Origin of the sequence: Selenomonas sp. KH1T6, from assembly GCF_900108415.1 — a bacterium.
Taxonomy (GTDB): domain Bacteria; phylum Bacillota; class Negativicutes; order Selenomonadales; family Selenomonadaceae; genus Selenomonas_B; species Selenomonas_B ruminantium_A.
This window is the reverse complement of the sequence record NZ_FNWN01000017.1, coordinates 41430-63687: the sequence shown is the minus strand read 5'-3', so window position 1 is coordinate 63687 and position 22258 is coordinate 41430. Positions and strand designations below refer to the sequence as shown.

General features: G+C 49.7%; 16 protein-coding genes. 4 read left to right on the top strand and 12 right to left on the bottom strand.

The window, feature by feature from the left end; translation table 11 throughout:
- The 3 genes from BLW59_RS10925 to BLW59_RS18340 all read right to left on the bottom strand — a co-directional run.
- On the bottom strand, positions 1-251 hold a 251-nt coding region (locus BLW59_RS10925), incomplete at its 3' end, for a transposase (RefSeq protein ID WP_175463412.1).
- 34 nt (positions 252-285) lie between these two features.
- Entirely contained in the window at positions 286-3111 is a 2826-nt protein-coding gene (locus tag BLW59_RS18345) for a DEAD/DEAH box helicase family protein (RefSeq protein ID WP_413778189.1), read from the bottom strand.
- 3896 nt (positions 3112-7007) lie between these two features.
- A complete protein-coding gene (locus BLW59_RS18340; RefSeq protein WP_413778188.1) occupies positions 7008-7253 on the bottom strand; it encodes a hypothetical protein in 246 nt (81 codons plus the stop codon).
- 1059 nt (positions 7254-8312) lie between these two features.
- Between BLW59_RS18340 and BLW59_RS10905 the strand changes: the two genes are divergently transcribed.
- Entirely contained in the window at positions 8313-8636 is a 324-nt protein-coding gene (locus BLW59_RS10905) for a helix-turn-helix domain-containing protein (protein WP_074697806.1), read from the top strand.
- 54 nt (positions 8637-8690) lie between these two features.
- Here BLW59_RS10905 and BLW59_RS10900 read toward each other — a convergent pair whose 3' ends face one another.
- The 4 genes from BLW59_RS10900 to BLW59_RS17760 form a co-directional block, all read right to left on the bottom strand.
- Positions 8691-8972 carry a hypothetical protein gene (locus BLW59_RS10900; protein ID WP_074697805.1) on the bottom strand — a complete coding sequence of 94 codons (282 nt, stop codon included), beginning with the start codon at positions 8970-8972 and terminating at the stop codon, positions 8691-8693.
- 52 nt (positions 8973-9024) lie between these two features.
- Positions 9025-9321, bottom strand: coding sequence for a hypothetical protein (locus BLW59_RS10895; protein WP_074697804.1), 297 nt, complete (start codon positions 9319-9321; stop codon positions 9025-9027).
- A gap of 443 nt (positions 9322-9764) precedes the next feature.
- On the bottom strand, positions 9765-10628 hold the full coding sequence (locus BLW59_RS10890; protein WP_074697803.1) for a hypothetical protein: 864 nt from the start codon (positions 10626-10628) through the stop codon (positions 9765-9767).
- A 17-nt stretch (positions 10629-10645) separates the two neighbouring features.
- Positions 10646-12493: a peptidoglycan DD-metalloendopeptidase family protein gene (locus BLW59_RS17760; protein ID WP_318258511.1), complete on the bottom strand. Its 1848-nt coding sequence runs from the start codon at positions 12491-12493 to the stop codon at positions 10646-10648.
- Positions 12494-12734: 241 nt separating this feature from the next.
- On the opposite strand from BLW59_RS17760, the gene BLW59_RS10880 reads away from it, so the two are divergent.
- From BLW59_RS10880 to BLW59_RS10870, 3 genes are read left to right on the top strand one after another with little or no spacing between them, the layout of a single operon-like run.
- On the top strand, positions 12735-13127 hold the full coding sequence (locus BLW59_RS10880; RefSeq protein ID WP_074697801.1) for a hypothetical protein: 393 nt from the start codon (positions 12735-12737) through the stop codon (positions 13125-13127).
- A 13-nt stretch (positions 13128-13140) separates the two neighbouring features.
- Positions 13141-14388 carry a hypothetical protein gene (locus BLW59_RS10875; RefSeq protein ID WP_074697800.1) on the top strand — a complete coding sequence of 416 codons (1248 nt, stop codon included), beginning with the start codon at positions 13141-13143 and terminating at the stop codon, positions 14386-14388.
- A 30-nt stretch (positions 14389-14418) separates the two neighbouring features.
- Entirely contained in the window at positions 14419-14760 is a 342-nt protein-coding gene (locus BLW59_RS10870; protein ID WP_074697799.1) for a hypothetical protein, read from the top strand.
- A 49-nt stretch (positions 14761-14809) separates the two neighbouring features.
- Here the strand turns inward: BLW59_RS10870 and BLW59_RS10865 are convergent, their stop codons facing one another.
- The 5 genes from BLW59_RS10865 to BLW59_RS10845 form a co-directional block, all read right to left on the bottom strand.
- Positions 14810-16348 (bottom strand): type IV secretion system protein, encoded by a 1539-nt coding sequence (locus BLW59_RS10865; RefSeq protein WP_074697798.1) that lies wholly within the window; start codon positions 16346-16348, stop codon positions 14810-14812.
- Positions 16345-18033 (bottom strand): toprim domain-containing protein, encoded by a 1689-nt coding sequence (locus BLW59_RS10860; RefSeq protein WP_074697797.1) that lies wholly within the window; start codon positions 18031-18033, stop codon positions 16345-16347. Before BLW59_RS10860 ends, BLW59_RS10865 begins: the two co-directional genes overlap by 4 nt.
- A gap of 302 nt (positions 18034-18335) precedes the next feature.
- Positions 18336-19106: a hypothetical protein gene (locus BLW59_RS10855; RefSeq protein WP_074697796.1), complete on the bottom strand. Its 771-nt coding sequence runs from the start codon at positions 19104-19106 to the stop codon at positions 18336-18338.
- 14 nt (positions 19107-19120) lie between these two features.
- Positions 19121-19672 (bottom strand): lytic transglycosylase domain-containing protein, encoded by a 552-nt coding sequence (locus BLW59_RS10850; protein ID WP_318258509.1) that lies wholly within the window; start codon positions 19670-19672, stop codon positions 19121-19123.
- Positions 19669-22254, bottom strand: coding sequence for a hypothetical protein (locus tag BLW59_RS10845; RefSeq protein ID WP_074697795.1), 2586 nt, complete (start codon positions 22252-22254; stop codon positions 19669-19671). The genes BLW59_RS10850 and BLW59_RS10845 overlap by 4 nt, the downstream gene beginning before the upstream one ends.
- Between the last annotated feature and the right edge of the window lie 4 nt (positions 22255-22258).

The window sequence follows — 22258 nt, the reverse complement described above, 5'->3', positions numbered from 1 at the left end:
AAGCTGGTGCGGAGATTCTTGCGGCTGTGGCCGTTACGGCTGTTGTCCGTATCCTTGTTCTTGTAGTCATACTTACCATAGCCCAGGGAGTCATCCAGCTCTGCTTCAAGGCCATTCTCCATGAACTCTGCTATAGTTTCCTTAAATAAGTTCTGAATGTCCTCCATGCTGGTGACGTTGCTTTCTTGCAGCAGTGCCCGAATCTTCTCCCGGCGGGCTTGCTCTTCTGGGGTGCGTGATTTTCTGCTCATAAAAATACCTCCCAAGTGATGTTCCCATTTTACATCACTTGGGAGGTTTACACAAAATCCGGGGTAGACTCCTGGCCACAGCCAGCGAGGCCGTTTCCGTATTCTCCCCTACCAGCCGCTTCACATCGGCTCCTTTTATCATGCTGGGGGAAAGTTCCTCGATGGTCTTATAGATGTCTTCGAGGTCGTAGCCCTTCGCTATCATGACATCGGCTATCCCCTTGTCTGTGCTCATGGCATTGTCCGGGGAATAGGCGTTGTCGTTTCTGGTCAGTGCTTCGGCTGCCCGGAAGAGGAATGTCCTTTCGATGTCGCTCTTGCCTTCCAGCTTGGTGAAGTCCATATGGCCATCTTTGTCCACCAGCTTAAGGATACGGCTCCGGCGTACATCCCCCTCGATTTCCTTGGAATCGGTGAGGCCTTTTTCCTTGGCGGCCAGTATCATGTCGATTTCCTCTGACCTTGCCTTGAGCCGCTGGAATTCATCCTCCCTGGGATAGGGAGCCTCCAAAGACTTCTTGGCCACCTCAAGATTGTGCTTCAAGGTTTCCAGATTTTCCTTTTCTTCCGTGATTTTCTCGTCCACCTTCTTGCCAATCTCCTTGATAGCCGTCAAGATACGCTTCTTGCTGCCGTAGATGTCGATGCGGAAGTCAGTGGCGTTCACAGCCTGAATATAGGGGCAGTTATTCATCCAATCAAAGGCCATACCGAGCTTGAAGCCCTTGTACTCGCCGGTGAAATTCTTGGTAGCCTTGGGGTCAAGGGCTTTTTCCAAGGCCTCCAAAGCCTCTTTCTCCTCCAGATATTTCACGCCATTGATGGTCATGGCAAAGGCTTCCTGTGCCTCCCCATCCAGCCCCGTAGTCTTGTGGGTGTTGTTCTGCCACGTTTCCTTGTTCTTCAACTGTGCATCCAAGTGGCTCTCGCTCTGGGCAATGCGGTTCGGCAAGTCTACCTTCACCTGCTTTGATGTAATCTCACGGTTTTTCAGATAGGTGGATTTATCCATTTTCAGGCGATTATAGGCATTGTCAACGTCCATCTTTTCCTTAATCATGGGGTCACCGGCAGCCAGTGCCTTGATTTCCGCAGCACTCAGAACTACCTCATCACAGTCCTCGGCCTCCCGTGTGGGAATCTTGGAGGACATTATCTGCGAGATAAACCTCTGCTTATTCTCTATGAGCTGCCACATGTAGGCATCAAAGGTGCCTTTGGTAACATACCTGAATACCTTCACATCCTTGTTCTCATTGCCCCGGCGGACAATACGCCCCAGCCGCTGCTCAAGGTCAGCTGGCCGCCATGGTACATCGAGGTCATGTGTGGCAACGAGCTTGTCCTGCACGTTGGTGCCCACGCCGAGGTTGTCCGTGCCTCCTAAGAGCACACGCACCTTCCCTGCTCTGACCTTGGCAAAGAGTTGTTCCTTGGCTTCATCGTCCTTGGCTTCCTGGACAAAGGCGATTTCTTCCCTTGGCACACCTGCCTCCACCAGCTTGTTGCGTATATCGTCATAGACATTGAACTTATGCGGCTCCTTCTTGTTGGGCACCGACTTGTCGCAGAAGATAAGCTGGGTAGATTTCTTGTCCTCCGTGGCCTTATAGATGTCGAGGACATTCTTGATGCACCTGTTGACCTTGCTGTCTGGGTTGTCCGGCAGGGTGGGGTCAATAATGCGTTCATCCAGTGCCAGCATACGGCCTTCGTTGGTGATTTTCAACATGTTGTCTTCACTGGGGTCAACGCCGCCATTTCTGATGCATTCAGCCCGGACAGCTAATTCATTCACAAGGTCTGACTGGGTTTCCGTAGGCTCTATCTGCTCTACTGTCATTTCGCAGTTTGGCACATCGAGGTCAAGCATATCCGCGGTCTTGATGTCGGCGGCCATTTTGACTATGGCCATCAACTCCGGCAGGTTGAAGAACCGAGAGAAGCGGGTCTTCTCCATGAAGCCCTTGCCCTCCGGCTTCAATTCAAAGCCGGTAACTGCCTCCCCGAAAGTGGCTGCCCAATCGTCAAAGCTGCGGATGCCCGCCTCCTTCAACACTTGAGGCTGGAGATATTTCTGCATGATGTAGAGTTCCGTCATGGAATTTGACACTGGGGTGCCGGTGGCAAAGACGAGGCCTTTGTAATTTGTCTTCTCGTTGATGTACTGGCACTTGTCCATCAGGTCATTGGCCCGGACGGAATCAGAGGTGCCAATACCGGCCACGTTGTTCATCTTGGTAGCCACATAGAGATTCTTGAAATTGTGAGCTTCATCCACATAGAGCCTGTCAATGCCCAGCTCTTCGAAGTAGATGGGCATGTCATCCTTGTTCTTCTCCACTTCATCCTGTGCCTTTTCCAGCCGTTCCCTGGCTTTTTTCAGCATCAACTCCACCTGCTTGATGGAATACTTGGAATCATCACTGCCCCGGAGTTCATCCAGCATATCCTCATACTCCCCGATACGCTGCTCCTGCAGGGCAATCCGGCGTTCCGGGGTAATGGGAATACGCTCAAACTGGGTATAGCCCATGATAACCGCATCCCAGTTCTGGGTAGCTACCTTGGCCACAAAGGCCTTGCGATTTTTCTTCTCGAAGTCGCTGGGCTGTGCAACAAGGATTTTGGCCTTGGGGTAGAGCTTCATAAAGGCTGCCCCGGTCTGCTCAGTAAGGTGCTTGGGCACCACCATCAAAGCTTTCTGGGAAAGTCCAAGCCGTTTGGCTTCCATGGCAGAAGCTATCATTTCATAAGTCTTGCCCGCTCCTACCGCATGGGCAAAGAGGGTATTGCCTCCGTAAAGCGTATGGGCAATAGCTGCCTTCTGATGGTCTTTCAGTTCGATGGCCGGGTTCATGCCGGGGAAGCGGAGGTATTCGCCGCTATATTCCCGGGGCACGATGGCATTGAACTTCTCATTGTAGAGGGCTGTCACTCTGGCAGCTCTCTGCTCGTCCTTCATAATCCACTCGGAAAAAGCCCGCTTCAAGTCTTCCTGCTTCATCTGGGCTGCAGAGGTAGCCTCCGGGTCGATTACCCGTTTGCCATCGGCTGTGTTCTTGTAGACATGGGGCTGCTTGAGGTTCAAGGCCAGCTCTGCAAGGTTCAGGGCATTCACATCACTGGTGCCGTAAATCTGGTCAATCTTGGTGTTGAAGAAACCGCCTTTATTGTCGATATGCCACTTGCCAGAGGCCTGTGAATACTCGATTTTCAGCTTTCTGGCTTCGCTATAGGACAGGTCAAGCTCCTCTGCCAGAAAGTCCTTCACATACTGGATGGGGAGCCATGTGGCTCCAAGGGTCACCCGGATGTCCTCAGAGGGGATATCAGCGGGCTTCACTTCCTCCAAAGCCTCGATATTGGCATCCATGTCCCGGAGCTTGTCATCATAGATACTCAGCTGCTCATATTGGCGGCTGCTGATGAGGTCTTCCACCTGTTTGTCGTAGGCCTTCTTGTATGCTGGCCACCCCGTAATAACATCCCTCTTGCAGTCTTCCTTCCCCTGCTTATCCAGATGGACGTAATCGGCAGCAGTAAGCTTCTCATGCAGGTATTTGTAGTAGGGCACGAAATCCGGCTGGAAAAAGGAATCCACACTGACCTGCGGAGGCATGAACTCCAGCATATCCTTGATAGCTGCTCCGCCTTCATCATGGCTGGAAATGCTCTTGATGCCATGCCTGAAAGCCTCCAGCACAAAGACCGGGTCATCCCTGTATTCCGAAGGGCAGTTGTAACCAATTTGCCGCATGGCTCCTGCCATGTGCAGCATGAATTCCCGGTCAGCCTTATGGTTCTCGTAGTATTCACGCTCATCACTTTTCAGCTCATACAAGCCGTAAATGGAACTCTTATACAAACTCCCTGCCCGGATGCGACCATTGCCGGAACGTACATACTGCTGGGCATCCTTCATGATGGCAAGGATTTTCTTCTCAAAATCATTCTCCGGGGCGTAATCCGGCTGCCAGTCAGGCATCATGATACCCGCTACAGCAAGTTCCTTGTCCAGCAGCAACTTCTTCCGCTCTTCCTGCAAATGACGGATTTTAGCCCGGACATTGCCGGAAAGATATTCATCGGCAATTTTGTAATCGCCGTCCTTGTAATCTTGGAAGATGAGCTTCTTGTCCGTCAGCTCCTTGAGGATATCCGTCACATTATCCTCCGGCATCAAGCTGGCCATGTAGCTGACATCCACCCTGCCCTTTTCCTGCATGGAGAAAGCCAAGGCATCCATGGCAGTCTCGGCCTTCTCCGGGGCGAAGGTGGGCATGACAGTGCGGGCTGTGAAAATATCTGCTTTGCCAAGAAACACGCCGGTTTCTTCATCCACGTTTTCCAGAACTTCCATCAGGGGGCAGGTAGGGTCCTGCCTGAAGGTAGATAGCAATTCTGTGTCCCTGTAGATATGACCGTAGTTCTTCACATGCTGGTCGTAGACCTTATTCAATGTGTCCTGCAAAGCAGACAGTTCTTCATTGGAGCAAGCATTGGTCTGGGCATCAAAGACATCCCGAACGGCATCCCGGATATGGATAAGGGAAAGCACCCTCTTTTCCAGTTCCGGGGCTTTAGCCAGGACAGCGTTTATCTTCTTACGCCGTCCAGCGGTCAAATCTTCTTCTCCCCTAACTTCCCCTGAGGCTTTCTTATCTTCCTGCTGGCTCACTATGGCATCCCTTACCAGCTGCTGATGAAGATAGAGCTGGAAATCATGGGTTACACCATAAACATCATGGTAGACCACCTTGCCATTCTCATAGGCATAGCCGTAACCGTTGCTGGCCTGTATGTTTTCCTGCACTGGCGGTTCCAAGGGTTCCTGGGCTTTTTCATAGCTGCCCTCAAAGTTTGCGATGGTCTCGGCGATTTTCTTGCCCAAATCCATCCCCGCTTCCGGCTCACAGGTAACCACATTACCATGAGGTCCAGAGGTCAAAGCCAGCTTCCCCAGTACATTTTCCGGGTGCTTGTCAAAATATCTGTTGATGGCCTTGTATTCAAGCTCCTTTGGTGAAGCAGTTTCCACCCAGCTATTGAAGTTATCGTCTCCACCCTGAGTAAAGCCCTGCTTGTCCTTGGTAATAGTCAAGGGCACTTCCCGCTTCTTCAAGATAAGAATATCCGAAGTGACACTGGTACCAGAAGCGTTGAAAGCCGTGTTAGGCAGACGGATAGCTCCTACCAGTTCGGCCTTGGCAGCAATATCCTCCCTTACCTTGGCCGACCTCTTGTCCATGGTGCCAGAGCTGGTCATGGCCACCACATAACCACCAGGACGCACTTCGTCCACCATCTTGCTGATAAAATAGTCATGGATATAGGGACGCTGCTTCTTATAGCGTACATCGCTGGTGATACGGTATTCGCCAAAGGGCACGTTGCTGATGGCAAGGTCAAAGGAATTGTCTGCATAAGTGGTACGCTCAAATGGCTGATTGGAAATCTCTGCATCCGTGTAAATATGAGAGGCAATCCGGGCAGTGATGGGGTCAAGCTCCACGCCGTGGATATTACTGGCCTCCCTGATGCCCTCCGGCATATTTTCCAAGAACCTGCCGTTGCCACAGGACGGCTCCAAGACATTGCCCCCGACAAAGCCCCGCTTTTCCAGACCTTCATAAATCCCCTTGATAAGCTCCGGCGGGGTAAAGTGGGCATTCAAGGTGGAAGCACGGGCAGAACTGTACTCGGCATCCGTGAGGGTATTCCGCAACTCGTTGTATTCCTTCTGCCATGCGGCATTATACTGGTCAAAGGCCTCGGGCAGGCCACCAAAGCCGGAAAAGCTCTTCAAAACCTTGATTTCTTCCGGCGTGGCCTCCCTTTCCTCATCCTCCAGCCGCTTGACGGTACGGATAGCAGCCATGTTCCGCTCAAAAACCTTACGCTTGCCGGAGACAGTAGACATATCTGCCGCAAAGTCTAAACGGCTGAAATCCTCGGTGGTAAAAGGCTTCTCTGGTTCCTGTTCTGCTTCCACAGAGGGAGCAGCTTCGCTTGTCTCTTCTGCAGGCTCCTCTTCTGGCAAGGAATTCTCTGTCTGCCCCTTTTCTTCTGTTGCAGCAAGTTCTGGCGGCAGCTCATGGATAAGCTGTTCCCTCATTGTGGGTGTTAAGAACTGCAAGCGGCTTTCATAGTTTTTGGTGCCCAGCTTCATGTAGTTATAAGGATACTCTGGAGGAAGCTGCATATTTTCCGACTCGGGCAGCGTCAGTCCACGCTGCTCTATTCCCAATGCCGTAGCAATGATGTGATTGCGGACAAGGTTCAAGGCTTCGCCGTCAGTCTCATAAGCACCACCACCAAACTCCCTTATCTGATGCCAGCGATAAAATTCCACATGGAGGCTGGCAATTGCATACTCAAGATACTTGTCCTTTGGCACACGCCCGGAATCCAGCCGCCGGGCCATTTCCCTTTCTTCCTGTGTGGGCTTAGGATAGCCAACCACAACCTCTTCATCAACTGCCACAGGCTGAGTGCTATCCTGTTTTTCTTCTGCGGAAGCCTCAACAGCTTTACCTTCCCTGGTCGCTGCTGTTTCAGGCTCTAAGGTCACTTCCTTATCCTTTTCTATGTCCACGGCCACGGGGTCACTTTCCTCAATGACCTTCCCCGCCGTATCTACGGTGACTTCCTTCTCGGTCACATCCTCAGGCACCCATGCAATGCTGCCATCCGGATTCCTCACCGGCCTCAATGTGGCTGAGGTTACCGAAATGCTTGTGGGGGAAGCCTCCGTTACGCCTGTCCCGTCAGCTGCTGGGTCAGAAGGCTCGTTATCTCGTCCTCCATCGCCATCATCGCCCTCGTGTACCCCATCCAGTCCTTCTGCTGGAATATGTGGTTCAGGCCTCTCTTCTTCTTCAACTCCTGCTTCATCTGCTCGTACTTCTGGTTGTACTCCCTGTCCACCAACCCCAGCCTCAGCTGTATCTCCCCGCTCTGGAGAATGGCTATCCACTGGGCCGGTTTCTCTTCCTCCATGTACTTCGCCCAAATCCCTGACCACCGTCCGGGGATTATCTGCATCTGCTGCCTCATTTCCTTTGCCTTCGCCGTCAGCTGGTCTAACTCGTCCAGCTCCTTCATCCGCTCTTCCCTCGCCTTGTCCTCCATGTCCCACCGGGTGAGCATTTCCTGATATTCCTGTTCCTTGGCCAGAAATTCGTTCATTTCCATTGTGTCTCTCTTCCTTTCTGATGAAATCTCCAATCTGACTTAAAACCATCTTGCTGGCATCATTTACCGTGGCAAGGGTCTTCTCGACATCCACATCCTCCCAATCGTGCATCATCAGCTCAAGGCCAAGCTCGTCTTCGGCATCGTAGCCCAGACGCTCCATGATTACATAGGCTGTACTAAGAGCTGCCAGTTCCTTGTCCTCCACCCATGGCAGGGCTTCGGTGTAGCTTTTTGTGAAATTCAGGATTCGCTGGGGCATAGACAGGTCACTGGGTCCGGGGAAATGCTCATCCATATAGGCTTTGCACTTCTGCTCATCATATTCCCATGTGAGCGTTTCTCCCTGATACCCCTCGGTAGCCGAGACATCAAAGACCTCCTCAACATGTTCCTGATACTCGCTGCCTGTGATGATGGGAATAGGCTTGGCATTGTCTGCCACCTTCCTTCCCAGCTTCTCCCAGATGGCCTTGGTAGCCACCGCACCGCTGGCACCTGCCGGGGCGTGGAAAAAGAGATTGATTTGCTGGGTCAGCCCATACTTGTGGTACTTTCCCATGGTAGACAAGAAGTCGATGTAGCGTTGCTGGTTCGATTTCATGTCTAAGACGAAGCGGTCTGCTTCTGTCATTAGAGCATTTTTGCTTATCATGGATATGCCTCCTTCATAAGGTGATTACATATCCATGGTAAATCTGCTTAGGGGTTGAAAAACTATACAATGTTTTACTCTACGGTTTTCCAGTAAAATAGTAACATATATTAACATATATTGCAAGAATTTTCTGCTATTATTCCAAAAGGCAATTTCCTTGCCCCACCCTATTAAATAGGGTACAATGTCAGCAAAGGAGAATCAAAATGACCAGAACTTATAATATGATAGCGGCTTCGCTCAATGAACTGATTACGGACTTCGAGGGAAACAATAAGCAGAACCTCGCTCATAGCGTATTGACCGTTGATATTGCTCCAGCCAGAAAATTCACAGGCGAAGATGTACGCTCCATCCGACAGAAGAATCACCTAACCCAATCTATCCTTGCCAAATACCTCTGCGTCAGCAAGAAGACCATCGAAGCCTGGGAATCCGGCAGGAATACCCCCAGTGGACCATCCAGCCGTCTACTAGAACTCTTAGACCGGCAAGTTGTTTCTATAGTGACAGAAAAAAAACAGGTCTGAATCCTTTGTTTTAGATTCAGACCTGTTTTTAGGCGTTAATGAAACACCTTATTATCAACCATCAAGCCATTCCATTTTCTTTTCTACTTCCCAAAAGGATTTTCCGTCCCAGATTTCAGCTTTCAGAAATTCCTCGACTGGAAAATTTTTTGAATCCCCTCGCCCCACCCAAATATAATCATCAGCAGGTGGCTCCCAGCGGTCTAGATAAGTTGTACATATCCCATCATCTTCCAAAAATCCCTGTAAAAAGAATTTTTGTCCATTATACATGAAGATTAGTTCATCACCATAATGGATTCTATCGACAAATTCTATTACGTCACCATTTAACAATTTTACAATCTCCTTTGATGGAAGGCATCTTATCTAGCAAAGCTTTTATTAATCAATATTTGCCAATGAGGTATTCATAAAATTCACTTCGTCCAGCTAAGGTGTCTTTTTGATAGATATCATCTATGAATTTTTGTAATTCTTTTTTCATTGATATATACTTTTCTAAGTAGTTAGTTTTATCGCAAAATGCAGTATGAACCATATCTCCATATACACCGCAGGTTATAGCGTAGTAATGTTGACAATATTCAAGGGTTATACGACATAATTTCTCGTATTCTTCATCTAAGAGCACTACTCCACCCTCGGAACCGATTGCTTCAAAGTATCTACATCTTTCCCACATGTTATATCTCCTATTTTCAGATTTTATGGAGCATGATGCCTATGAGTTTCTTTTCCCAATCTCCTTTTTAGTAACGGAATACCCTCACTTATCCACCATTCGTTACTAACACCGCCGGAACTCATCTCCCCATGAGCAAACTGTTCTACCACGGCAAAATCCATATACTTGTCTGTCCTCAAATCCAAAATTCACCTGCAAATTATTGTAAAGGCCAAGACAAGAAGCGAATACTAGAGCATACTCTGTATACCTTGCTCCACGCATCCCCAATCCCAAAACGGCTTCTCTTATATTTCGATATACCATAATGATTCACCTGCTTTTGTATGGTAATGCCTATACACAAATTCTATAAGATATTATTTGGTGCATAGTGGGTCTGTATCCGCTACTGTCAGTGCCTCGAACCCGTTTACATTATGTACACGGGTTCATTGACCTCAAAACCTCACAAAGCCCTTCGGCTCCGACTTCTCATAAAGTCTTTTCGACCTCTCAGTGCGGTGATAAGGGTCTTCGATACTTACCTGTGCCGCCTGAACCTGCCGCCGGAAGGCTAAATCCTCGTTTTGCTTGATTTTCCCTTCCGCTGCCCTGATACTGGCAAGGTTGCCCAGCAGGGTGTTTCGCCTTGCCGCCTCGGCTTCCAGCATGGCCATGGCATTTGCTTTCGCTTGGTCTGCTTGCATTTCACCTTCGGCGTTGTTGCTGGCCTCCACTATAGCAGCAATATTGGCCTGTTCGCTACTGGCGGTATCTATGAAGCCTTTGGCATTGTTGCCATAATGCTTATAGATTTCTGCGGCTGCCTGATACTGTTCCTGAGCATTGAAGGATTTTTCATCCTCATATCCTTCTGTGCTGCGGAAAATTCGGCTCTTCCAGAAGTCTAAGGTCTGCTCCCCCATACTGCTGCTGTTGGTATCCCCGTTCAAGCTGGCAATGTTCCTTTGCAAGGTGGTCAAGATGCCTTTGTCCAAAGGGGTTATGTTCTTGACCTGAATGCCGAATCGCTCCATGGCAGTGGACAGCCAGTCTTCCATATTCTGCGTGGTAAGAAGGGCTTTCATGTGCCGTGCGTAGTCGTAGACATTGCCTTTCTGCCTTGCCAAGTCCTTCAAGGCAAAGGGGGACGGGGCACTGTCGGCATAAGATATGCTGGTCATGCTGTAGTAGTTTGCCGGGTCAAAGGGTTCATCCACACCGGGTATGGTCCGGGCAAATCCTACGCCATAGGCTCCCACGCCACAGATGCAACAAGCTGTCAGCACACCAAGGCAGTAAATCACTTTTCCTTTTCGCATAGTCTCACCTCCCTTCGTTACTGCTCGTTTGTGAGCTTGAAGCCCATACCGCCGAACTGCTTATTGATAACTTTCTCCATGTGGTCAGCTATCTTGATAAAGAGCAGGACTATCAGGAGAAGCTGGAAGAGTACGGCGATATTGGCCACACGGCTGCTCTTGTTGGCTCCACGATGACCAAGGACTGCCGCCTGATACTCGTAGGCAGCGGCGTTATTCATGCCCCCCTCCCCCTGATTCCATGCCCGACAAGCAGCTTCCCATGAGCCGTATTTGTTGTAGTAGCCCTCAATTATGAACGCTGCCACCCTGTCCTGATTGATTGGTGCCCACGGATATTCCGTGCTTGGCTCTGGTGCCGTGTCCTTGTCTCCATAGGAAGTCCAACGGGTATAATTTTCCCCGTCATGGATGAGCGTACCGCCACTATTTTCGTAGTCCTGGCACCAGTGGTCCCAGTTGTTGTAATTCCCGTAATCTATCTGATAGGCTCCATAGTACCCCTGCCCGTTGTCGCAGTGGTAGTTACCACCGTAGGATTCCACTGCCCGAATGCGGGCGAGGCAGTCTTCCTCGCTGATAATCTTGGCAGTGCTGCCTGTTTCAGATACGGTAGTTTGGGTTTCGACCAAATTCCCCACCACAAGATTCTGCATGGTCACTTGGAGCATCACCGTGAATATGATGAAGAACATGAGATTCAAGGACGAGGCGAAAATCCCATTGATACCATTGGAAGCCCACTTCCTTGTCTGTCTCAGTCCGGCGAACATGAAGGAGACAAAGGAGAAGAGAATGGTAAAGTAGAAGAAGAGGTATGCTTTCGCCACATGGATGCCGATGATTACGAAGAGGATTAGAAACACTGCTCCAAATATGGCACAGATTATGAAGGTATGCGCTTCCATAAGCAGGTCTAATAGCCCATGAGCTTTCAAGGCTTCATTTATGAGAGGGGTGATTATCTCCATGCCCTTCTGCACTATCTTGGTGGGGTCAGAGACTGTCTTCCCTGCCGAATCCAGAGATTCACCCACGGCCCAGGCTCCCAGCTGCGGAAAACCTTCCAAGGCCAGATTACCAATGAAATCCCCCCAATTCATCAGCATGAAAATCAAGAAACCATAAGTGATGATTTTGTAGAAGAACCAGCTGGTGAAGCTATGCTCGTCATTATCTCCCCATGCCCCAAGGGCTTTATACATGGCTGACATGGCAAGGTCTATAGCCATCAGACAAGCAAATATCTGCCAGATATAATCTTTCAGTATCTCCAGAGCCTTAGTCAGCAAGTCCACAAAGGTATCTATAACATCCTTCAGTGGCTTGGCGAAGTCTGCTGAAATCTCTAGGGACACATCGCTGTCATCAAAATCTGTAGCCACTGTCGGGTCACCACCATCTACACGGCTGCCAAATTTCTCCGCTTCCATCTGTGCCATGCCTGACACAAACAGTCCCGGGTCTACCCACTTACCATTCAATTGTGTGCCAAAATGACAGTGCGGCCCTGTTGAATTACCAGTGGACCCCATAGTCGCTATTGGCTGGCCAGCAACTACAGACTGACCAGCAGAAACATCCACTGTGCTATTATGTCCGTAGTATGTCTTCAATCCATTGCCATGGTCGATGATAACAAGATTTCCAAACCCGTCATTGTAACCGTAAGCAGCATAATCCACGGTACCGGCTCCAGCTGCTCTTACAATGTCACCATAGTCTCCTGCAAGGTCAACACCGCCATGGTGCCTGACATCCCCCGTTATAGGGTGTATGCGATAACCAAAAGCCGATGTCATAACTGATGGAGGCGTGGGCACCGGCCATTCCAGCGTTCCGGCTCCCCTTACTTCATTACCCATAGTTTCTGTATCTTCGGTGTACGCCAGTGCTGTGCCGGATATACACAGCTGAAAAATTATGCATAATAGCAGTGTGACACGCTTTAACATTTACTCACTTACCTCCCGTGCTTTACTATATTGGATTTTACCGAGGAATTTGCTCCGCAAACTATCCAATGTTTTACTCCATTTCTTGAAACATATGTAAATATATGTTATACTATTGCCAGAGAATTTAGAGAATGAAAGGACATTAAGTATGTCAGAGCGTTATTTTTACCCAATGCTTATTGAGCAGCTGCCAGACAAACAAGGATACAAGGGCAAATTCATCGACCTAAATATCGAGGTGTCTGGTAAGTCACTGGAAGAGCTGATGGATAACGGCCATGAAGCATTGGACAAAGGATTGGACGATGACCTAGCTCTGAGAATCAAGGGAACTGACCCGGCAACTGTAACGCCACCGAGCGGGCAAGGTATGATTATTGTGGAATTTGACCGCATTGCCTATAAGGAGAAACACGATAAGAAGACCATCACCAAGGCCGTTACCATGCCAGCGTGGATGGCCACTATAGCCAAAGAGCGGCGTATTGACTGCTCAAAGCTGTTGCAACGTGCGTTATTGGCAGAATTTGACAAAGACTAATCAGGAGTTAATCATGGAAACAATAGCTAAATATACGCTACGCTCCAAGGACAAACCACTGGTTCATTTTTGTTTGCAAAGCGAACTGGAAGAAGCCTTTGGAGAAAAGCAATATCGGTATCAAATCAGCATTTTGGAAACAATTGATGAAAATAAGGAACTTCTTCCACTTCCACTAAAAAACAAATTAGATAATAAGCTTCTTTTGGATTGGATAAATCATCGTAAAGCACCTAAGAATCGTCAATTTGTAAATCAGATTATGACTGCTATTGAAGATTCACGCAATCCGTTGAAATATGTGGACATATCTCATGCCTTATCCCTCAATGATGCTTACTGGATTACCAACGATGAAGTACCCGTAAAATGGCAGGATTTCAATCTTTATGACCATCCTTTCGATGAAGTTCTTGCCTATGTAGCTTTTACCGGGTATCACGAAAAGGTGAAAGGTGTCATTACCTCCCCGGAACTTACTTCATCAGGTATGCTGAAAAAGTGTTGGACAAACAGGAGTGATGGGATATATCTGCTAAAAGGCGATGATTTTATTCCTCGCCCGGACAGACGCAATCAGGCAACCATGGAATTCTACGCTGCACAAGTAGCAGAGAAAATGGGCTTTGAGCATGTAGGCTATGACTTAGAGGAATTCCATCACCGCAATGGTGATAAGGAGATTGTCTGCAAATGCAAGCTCTTTACCTCTGAAAATGTAGGCTTCATCAATGCCTATGAATATTTTCTAGCCAAAGGATTCGATACCATGGATGCAGACCTTGGAGATTTGTCCAGTCAAGCAAAAATGGCAAAATTATACGGAGAAAAGGAATATCAAGACCTTATGCTCTTTGATTCGTTGATATGCAATCAAGACCGGCACCTTGGCAACTTCGGCTACTTGGTTGACAACAACACCGGCGAATTCCTTCGCCCGGCACCAATCTTTGACAATGGCTTATCCCTGCTGGCAGGAGCGACACAAAACTGCTTAAATAATTTAGAGGATTATATTGACAGCATTCAGGGTAAATATCTGGATTTTGATTTGCAAGCCCGCTTATTTGTCACCCCCCGCCATGCCCCAGCTCTACGCTCATTGCTCAATTTCGAATTCACCAAGCATCCTCTATACAACGTCAGCGATGAAGCAGTAGATAAGCTCTCCAAAATGATTCAGCTGCGAGCCAAGCGAATACTGGGAATCTATCAGGAAAAGAAGCAACAGAGAGAACAAAATGAAAATCAAACAAGATAACGTAGTTTTTTAGCACTAGGAGGTTTTCGTATGGGACTTTTTGGTAAAAGCAAAAAAGAGATTGAGCGTGAAGAAGAAGACCGTAAATTTGAAGATTACTATGGATTTTCCAAAAGAGAAGCTTTAATAAACGCAACTTCCATGGGAGATTCTTTAGGGACTCTAAATCTTGATGCCATCATAAAGCTTCGTTCCCCCGGTTTTTATTCTGTACTCATGGAAACTTATACCGATACTAAATCAAACAAAAATGAAATTGCAAATCTAAATCAAAAATATGATAAAATTATCGAATTACTCACCAAGCAGAATCAGCTACTTGGTATGTTAGCCGTCAATTCCCGTTCTGCTTCTACTCCAGTAAATAGCTAATACCGATAACAAAAACGCACTATCATAGTGATGGTGCGTTTTTATTATTTTATGCAGGACTATTGGCTTTTTTGAATGTATCTACATTCTGTTCAGCATTACCATTATTCCCCGTAGATTTATTTTTATCATCACCTGTAGCAGATTCACCTCTACGCATGCGTTCAAGCATTATACTGCCCGTATGTTTATTAAGGTCATCCATAGCTTTTACGGCACCTCTATATCTAGCTACAGGCGTCGTGCTCATGAGTTTTGACTTACCCAACTGTGCCAAAGTTCCCGTCCATCCGCCTTTATCGCTTGCATTGATGGCACTAGCAGCCCGCACAGCTCCCACACCTCCAGCGACAGTACCGACAGCGGTATTAGCCACACCCTTGGCCATATCTACCATTCCTCCACCACTAAAGCTTGGCTGGCCATTTATCAGACTTGAGACTATTTCAGGAATCTTCTTGGTAAGCATGTATATGACCATGGCCGCCAGCACAGCCTGAAAAAGCAATGCCGGTTGTGTCCATACATCATGTGTTGCCTCCATTTTAGTCCTGAAGGTTTGCATAAAGGGGATAGCCATGGCCGTTATGAAGGAAATCACGGATAACTTAATGGCCAGATTAAACATACCGCCAATCGCCTTTTCTGCCAGAAATGCGAACTTATCAAGCATGATAAACGGCAATAAAGGTATCGTGATTAGTGCCATGGTATAAAATTCAATTCTAGCCATAAACATTTCTATAGCTGTAAGTATCATGCAAACTACTACTACCGCCAAAGAAAGCAAATTTAGCAGAAGCAAACCTATGCTCTTACAGTTGAATTCATCCCATACGTGCTTAAAAATATAGAAACCATTCTTGTATATGGAATCCGGCTTCAAGTCTACCCCGCCGGTAGCACCAGCTCCACCTGCCAGGAATCCAATTTGCTGGAATCCCTGACCCAATGCCCCCATTAGGTCAATCCAGTTCATCATCAGGAACATGAAAATCCCCATCTTGATAATCACAGACAAAAGGTATTTTATCTTGTCACCAGAAATCAGCTTGAAAGACATTTGCCAGCCAACTTCCAGCACCGTAAGAATGAGAAGCAGTTTTAGGCAGGGAGAAATAATCGCCTGGGAACCGGGCTTTATCACACCATTGAGGTAACTGTCCATAAAACCGGATAACACATCCATGTCCTTGACATCATTCTTGATATCCGGGCTGTAAAAAGTGGGTGAAGATGGCCCATGACCGGCACTGCTGGCCATATCCACGACGCCTGTCTCTGTAAGAAACGCCCCGAAGTTTATGGCAAGGCCAGCCCCTAGCAACCAGCTCCAGATGGTCTTCTTGCCATCCTCTATGCCCCAGCCTACCATCATGGCCGCCACTGCTGTCATCACCAACACTGTAACCTTAGCCAAGGTGACGAAGGCCCCGCCAATTAACGCCAGCTGCTTATCGAAGTTGCCTCCCAAACCTGTGCCGCCAGCCACGATGGAATCACTGCTGGCAGCCAAGGTCGTGCCGCTTATGCCCAGCACCAATAGCATGGCTATCACCGCTATGCCAGTGTTCTTGTTTGTCTTCAACGTGTCATCGCCTCTTCTCTTTCTTTGCCTGAGATATGCTCTACAAATCTATGACTGTCCATCAGCTTTTCCTGCTGGCCTAAATGGTCAAGGCGTGGGGAGTTTGCCAGTATGCCCGAAATATGGGCACTGCCTATCCCTTTTTCCTTCAACAAGGGCACTATGGCCTTGTCTGCCTCGTAAATCCCTATCCCGGCCTGTTTCCTGCTTATTTCCTTCACAGCCGCATAGTAGATACCCTCAAAATTCTCCGGCTCCACCTTTGCCAGTGCCTCATCCATAGAGCCAGCGTGTTGCACTTTTGGCAAGGCCAGCAAGGGATTTGCCTTTCTGGCCTCTACAGCCTTGCCAATGAGGTCACGGGTGAAGTCATCCAGCTGGCACATGGTATCAAAGATGAACTGCCAGTCCTCGGTTTCCTGCTGGGCTTTCTTGCCTATCTCTTTCAGCACATCCCGGACGGGAGCCAGTTCCTCAGCTTTGAAATCAAACTCCTTGGCTGCTTGCCCTATGGCCAGTGTCCACAAGTCCAGAGCCTCACATAGTTTCTGTGCCTCGTGGAGCCGGGTCACGGCGTTGCGGATTTCCTCGGTCACCCGCTGCCAATATTCTATGAGGTCACTCTTGGCATGGTCTGGCTTGTGCTCCATCAATCTGTCATACAGCTGCTGATAGGTTTCCTTGTCCTCCTGGGCCTCGTTCTTCACCTCTGCCTCGGGATTAGTGATTTCCTGAAGCCTACGCTCCATGACCTCCCTGCCTCCCAGTTCCAGCCATTCCCCGGGGTCTTTGCAAGGCTGCCATGCCTTGGGTATGAGCTTTACCGAAAGTTCCTGTCCGGCAAGGCTTTCAGCCAAGTCTTTTCCCGTCCTTTCCCCGGCTTCATCGTTGTCGAGGGTTATCAGGAACTCGGCAGGGGAATCCTTGGCCATACTTACCAGAAGATTGGCGTTGCTCACGCTGTTCAGGGCGATGGCTCTTCCCCCCGCCTGTTCTATAGCCAAGGCATCCAAAGCCCCCTCCACCACAAAGACCTGCCCCGGCTCTTTCAGCTTTTCGCCGCCGGTCAAGGACACTGCCACGCCCTTGGGATTCTTGTAGCGTATGCGTTCATCAGGCTGTGTGGTTCTGGCCACATAGGCGGTGTCCGTGGGGATTATGAGCCTTTTTTCATGCACATCGTAGCCAAGACCATGGGCTTTTACAAAATCCTCAGCAAAGCCCCGCTTTCGCCAGAAGTCGGTCTGCAAGATGTTCTGCTGGCAATTGGTCAGGTATTGCTTTATCCTCACCTTATCCTCCGTGGTGAGTTCTGCCCGCACGGCAGGAGCCTTCCTTGGCGGGCTGTAGACTACCGGCCTTGCAGCAGCATCCCTTTCCAGTGTGCCGTAAAGCTGCCGTGCCCGCTCTACTTGCTGGCTAAATTCCGGCAGGTTCTCCCTTGCCCCAATGAGCTTGAACAAATCCCATGTGCCTCTGCATCCGAAGCAGTACACCACGGGACAGGTGTTCGGACCCTTGTCGTAATAATGGGCTGACGGGGAATCGTCTCCATGAGCCGGGTCCGGGCAGGAGAAGTTCTTGCCCCGCTCAATGGCCTCCGGCGTGGCACAGCCGCTTTCTATGAGGTAATCCGCCAGGTGCCGTCCCAGCTCCATTTTTTCCTGTTCGTCTATGTATTTCATGGCCGCAGCCACCTCCCTGATTTATAGGATAATCTGTATTCAACCCGCAAAAACTCTACAATGTTTCACTGTACGGTGGATTTTCTGATATACTTTATGCAAGGACTATTGCTAGGAGGGATTCTGCATGTTTCTTGGTCTGATGGCTATATTCATGGGCTCCCTTATCGCTTTTTCCATCCTTGTTGCAATATGTACGTTCGTAGCACAAATCCTATTCAAATTGTTCAAAAAAATATTCCTGGAATCTTAGGTAAAAGGCCGCCTTTTGGCGGCTTTTTACATTTCAGCTTCACGCAGCCTTAATGGCTGCAAAATCTGGCCATGCTTTCCCGGGAATCTTGCTCCATTTTCTCGGTCATGGCCTTTTCGTAGTTTCTGACGTAGTATTCCTCTGCCTCCATGGCCATGATGTTTGCCAGTGCCTCGTTGCCGTTATGGGCAGCAAGGGCATTGGCCGCTAAAATGGCCGTCTGGGCTTGCAAGACCTGCTTCTGACCTTCGGCATTGTTGGCAGCCTCCACGGCAGAGTTGACACTTACAGAGAGCTTGCCATCTGCCACCTGAATGTTCTTGGCTGACTCCGCTGCCGCTTTGTAGGTAGCATCCAAAGCCCTGCGGTTCTTCATGGTTCGCTGGTACAAATCCACCACCGTAGCATCACCGTTGAAGACATCCTCAATGGTGCCTATCTCGTTTTCCATGATGGTTGTGGGGGTGGAATGGCGGTTGAGGATACTGGGGAGCTTGCCCAGCTTCTCCAATGTCCCCCTTGGGTACATAATATCTCCCGACATGATGGACTGCTCTGCTGCCTGTTGGCTCTGGAGCATAGCCAGCAACTTCTTGGCATCCAACGACTTGGTGTTGAGGATTTCCAAGGCCAGCTGCTTCTGTTCCTCTGTGAGGATTTGGGCCGTCTGCACAGCTTCCTTGATGGCCTCTTCCACGTTTTTCTGGTCATAGACCAGAATTGTGGCCTCGACATTCCTGCTGGAAAGGTTCATGGCTCCAAAGGGAACGGTCACGCCAAGGAGCACCCCCATGGCTATGGCCGCTTTCCTAAATTTCATCTGCCTCACTTCCTTCACTGGTAATAGTATCTGTTCAGTAGTTGGGTATAGGTGCCGTTCACCTCCACTACATAGTTCTGGGTTTCGGCAAAAGGCGGGCACCCGCCGTATTTTCTCACCGCATTGCCCCCGGCATTGTAGGCAGCCACCGCATTGGTCACGGCGTAATCTCCGTAGCCAGAAAAGCTGTCCAGCTGGCTACGCAGATAGGAAACGCCTCCTATGACATTTCCCAGCGGGTCATAAGGGTCTACCCCCACAGCTGTGGCCGTCCCCGGCATCAGCTGCATCAGGCCGATGGCTCCGGCACCCGAAAAGCTGCCAAAATTGAAATGGCTCTCGGTTTCCATGACAGAAGTCACCAGCAACGGGTCTACGCCGTACAGGCTGGATGCGTAGCAAATTGCATCCGTTATCCAGACTGCTTCATTGGCGTTGCCATTGTAGGCAGCCACCTCCGAATAGACCACACTCCGAACATCTGCTGCCTCTGCCGTGCTTTCCCCGGGGAGGCCCCCTTGAAGCAAATATAGCGACATAATCGCTATCAAAAATAACCGTTTCACCCATTCACGCCCCCTGTATAAACTGTTTCGGTTATCGTCCTGTGCCGTACCGGCGTTTGAACTCCTGCCCATGTTTCACTGCGTGTTTCTTCTTCCACCGTGGTCTGGCTGTAAACTGCCTTTTGGGCACGGGTGGCCACGCTGGCACCATAATTCTGCTGGCTGGTACGGCAGGGAGATTCTTCCTCCAAGACAGCCCCCACTGCCACAGTGGAAAAGCCGGCCATCAAGAGAGACATGGCCACCAGCTCATCCATCTTCATGTTGTACGGCAAGAGACTGTGCCGCTTCTGCATGGCCTCCCTCTCATCCCGATATTCCTCGGCAATGTTGTCCGTCTTCTTTTCCCTTGCCATCGGCCTCTCCCTTGCCAGCCGCCTTTGGGCATTCAAGATTTCCTGCTGGGCTTTGCGGATAAGGTAATGCTCCACATAGAGGCCGCTTACCCCCGGCATCACCGTCCACGGCGAACAAGCAAGTAGTGCCGCAATGACCAGTTCCTTTTTATGTCTGGCCAGAAGTTTTGCCGCTATGCTTTCATCGTCAGCTGGCCGCATGACCTTGTTCTTCTGCCAGAGCTTCTTCATTTCGGCCTTGTATTCAGCCTCGGCAGCATTTTCCTTGATGTCCTTACCCTGCTCGTAAGCCTTGATGGCAAGAATCCGGGAATAAGCGTTCCGCACCCGCTGCAGAATCCCATCCACATAGGGTGCCGCCGTCTTGGACTTGGCTTTCTGCTGGCTGGTCTTTTTCAGCAGGGCATTGCGGATGGCCAGAGTGTCGTAGCCGTGCATCATGAGCTGCAGGGCACCTTGGCCGCACTGGTATTCGCTGGCCGTGTCAAACTCCAGCCCCTCGGCAGAAAGCTCCAGCTGGCGGCTGTATTCTTCCTCCAAGGCATCTTCCTCGGCCAGCTGTGCGGCATTCTCAGCCATCTGCTCAACTACTGAATCTATGACTTCATCTGCGTAATCATATGCCTCTGCCAGCCCCGTATCTTCCAGAAGAATCGCTCGGGGGCTTTGGCCTATCACATCATGCAAGGCTTCCCGGTCAAAATCCTTGTACCGCAAGAGACAGGTTTCAGCAATGTCCCTGTCCACGCCCTTTTCCCAAAGTCTTCCTGCACGGCTCGGGTTCAGTGCCAGCCTCTCCTGCAGCAGATACTTCCAGATGGCCTGTGCCGTATAGTCCAAGGCCAGCATTTCCTTGAAGGTTTTGCCGGAAGGAAGCTTATCTTCTACCTTTTCCAGCCATTCCTGCTGCTTCTGGATAAGCCTCCGGGCTTTCTCCAATAATCCCTGGGCATAGCTGTGTTCCCGGCCTTTCTCTATGTGAGAGTTGCCCTCAATGATGGCTTTTTCTATCTCTGCATCTGTGCGGCTCTTGCGGATGAGTGACATGGTGATGAGGCAATCAAAGTATCTGCGGAAATTCCCTGCAATGCCCCCGTCATGCCCTGCCCGCCGAAAAGTCTTGTCATAGACCGCCAAACGGTTCTTATACATATCCAGAACACTAACCTCAGCCTTATCCGTGGTTGTCCCCTTGACTTCCCCGTCATACAGGAGAGCTTCGATGTATTTATCCTCCAGCCGTCCCGGCTCTCTTGCCACCGGGGAGGCTTTCTCCAAGGCTTGGGGCAGGAACTTCTCCGGGAAGCCCTCTTCCACCATCTGCCGTATTACTACCCGTTCATCGGAAAAGCTCAATAAGTGGCAGCCCTTTTCAGCCATGTAGCGTTTCAGGTATGACCTGTAAACAGCTGCCGGGGATTTTCCCTGCCCTACAGCCGGGGCATCCTCGATACTCAGGTAGGCACTCTTTACCTGCTGGGCTTTTTCTATGAGCTTTTCCAGCTCGTCTACATGCTCACGCCCATAGTTGTGCAAGCGTGAATCCATTACATCGTAGACAGTCTCCGGCATGTACTTTTCCTGCACCAGAAGGTAGATGGCCACCTGCCCTTCGGCATGGAAGTTCCAGCCCTTTTCCCTGCCCTGGGGGCTTTCCAGAAGCTTGGCATACTCTGCTGCTGCTTCCTCACAAGCCTCTATGTCTTCATCCGCCTTTTTACCTCTGGCCTCCGCCACAGCCCGGAACAGGTTGTTGGCGTATCTGTCAGCAACTTGACCATCTGCTATCTGGCTGACAAAATATCCTTCGTCCTGAATGAACGCATGGACATCCCGCTCCGAAAAGCCTTGGTCAAGTAAAGCTGACAGGGCTTCTTCGTCTGCCGGGGCAAAGAGGTCTGCTATCTCCCTTTCGTGCCGTTCCCGCACCTCTTGGTAGATGCGGCTCATTTCCCCGGCTTTATCGCTGGCCAGTGCCCTGATATGACCCGGCTCAATCCCTGCTGGAAGAATCTTCTCCAAGGCCTGTGCTGCCCCGGCCTCTTCCAGCCGTCCAAGGTAGAAGCTGTTATCCATAAGGCCGGACTTTACTTCCTCCCATGAGTAGCCCGCCTCTGCAAATGCTCCCATAGCCTCCCGGTCTATGCCTTCATAAAGGGCAGCCAATTTCTCATGGGGCAAAAGCCGGTTCATCTGCCGCCGGTAGGCTTTTCTTATCTCAGCCATGCTG

Bases quoted from the DNA above. Each gene is read 5' to 3' on its own strand.
- BLW59_RS10890 (WP_074697803.1), bottom strand. From the start codon at position 10,628: ATGCGAAAAGGAAAAGTGATTTACTGCCTTGGTGTGCTGACAGCTTGT.
- BLW59_RS10895 (WP_074697804.1), bottom strand. From the start codon at position 9,321: ATGTGGGAAAGATGTAGATACTTTGAAGCAATCGGTTCCGAGGGTGGA.
- BLW59_RS10870 (WP_074697799.1), top strand. From the start codon at position 14,419: ATGGGACTTTTTGGTAAAAGCAAAAAAGAGATTGAGCGTGAAGAAGAA.
- BLW59_RS10905 (WP_074697806.1), top strand. From the start codon at position 8,313: ATGACCAGAACTTATAATATGATAGCGGCTTCGCTCAATGAACTGATT.
- BLW59_RS10845 (WP_074697795.1), bottom strand. From the start codon at position 22,254: ATGGCTGAGATAAGAAAAGCCTACCGGCGGCAGATGAACCGGCTTTTG.
- BLW59_RS18340 (WP_413778188.1), bottom strand. From the start codon at position 7,253: ATGGAGGAAGAGAAACCGGCCCAGTGGATAGCCATTCTCCAGAGCGGG.
- BLW59_RS10855 (WP_074697796.1), bottom strand. From the start codon at position 19,106: ATGAAATTTAGGAAAGCGGCCATAGCCATGGGGGTGCTCCTTGGCGTG.
- BLW59_RS10860 (WP_074697797.1), bottom strand. From the start codon at position 18,033: ATGAAATACATAGACGAACAGGAAAAAATGGAGCTGGGACGGCACCTG.
- BLW59_RS17760 (WP_318258511.1), bottom strand. From the start codon at position 12,493: ATGGGTAATGAAGTAAGGGGAGCCGGAACGCTGGAATGGCCGGTGCCC.
- BLW59_RS10880 (WP_074697801.1), top strand. From the start codon at position 12,735: ATGTCAGAGCGTTATTTTTACCCAATGCTTATTGAGCAGCTGCCAGAC.
- BLW59_RS10875 (WP_074697800.1), top strand. From the start codon at position 13,141: ATGGAAACAATAGCTAAATATACGCTACGCTCCAAGGACAAACCACTG.
- BLW59_RS18345 (WP_413778189.1), bottom strand. From the start codon at position 3,111: ATGAACCCGGCCATCGAACTGAAAGACCATCAGAAGGCAGCTATTGCC.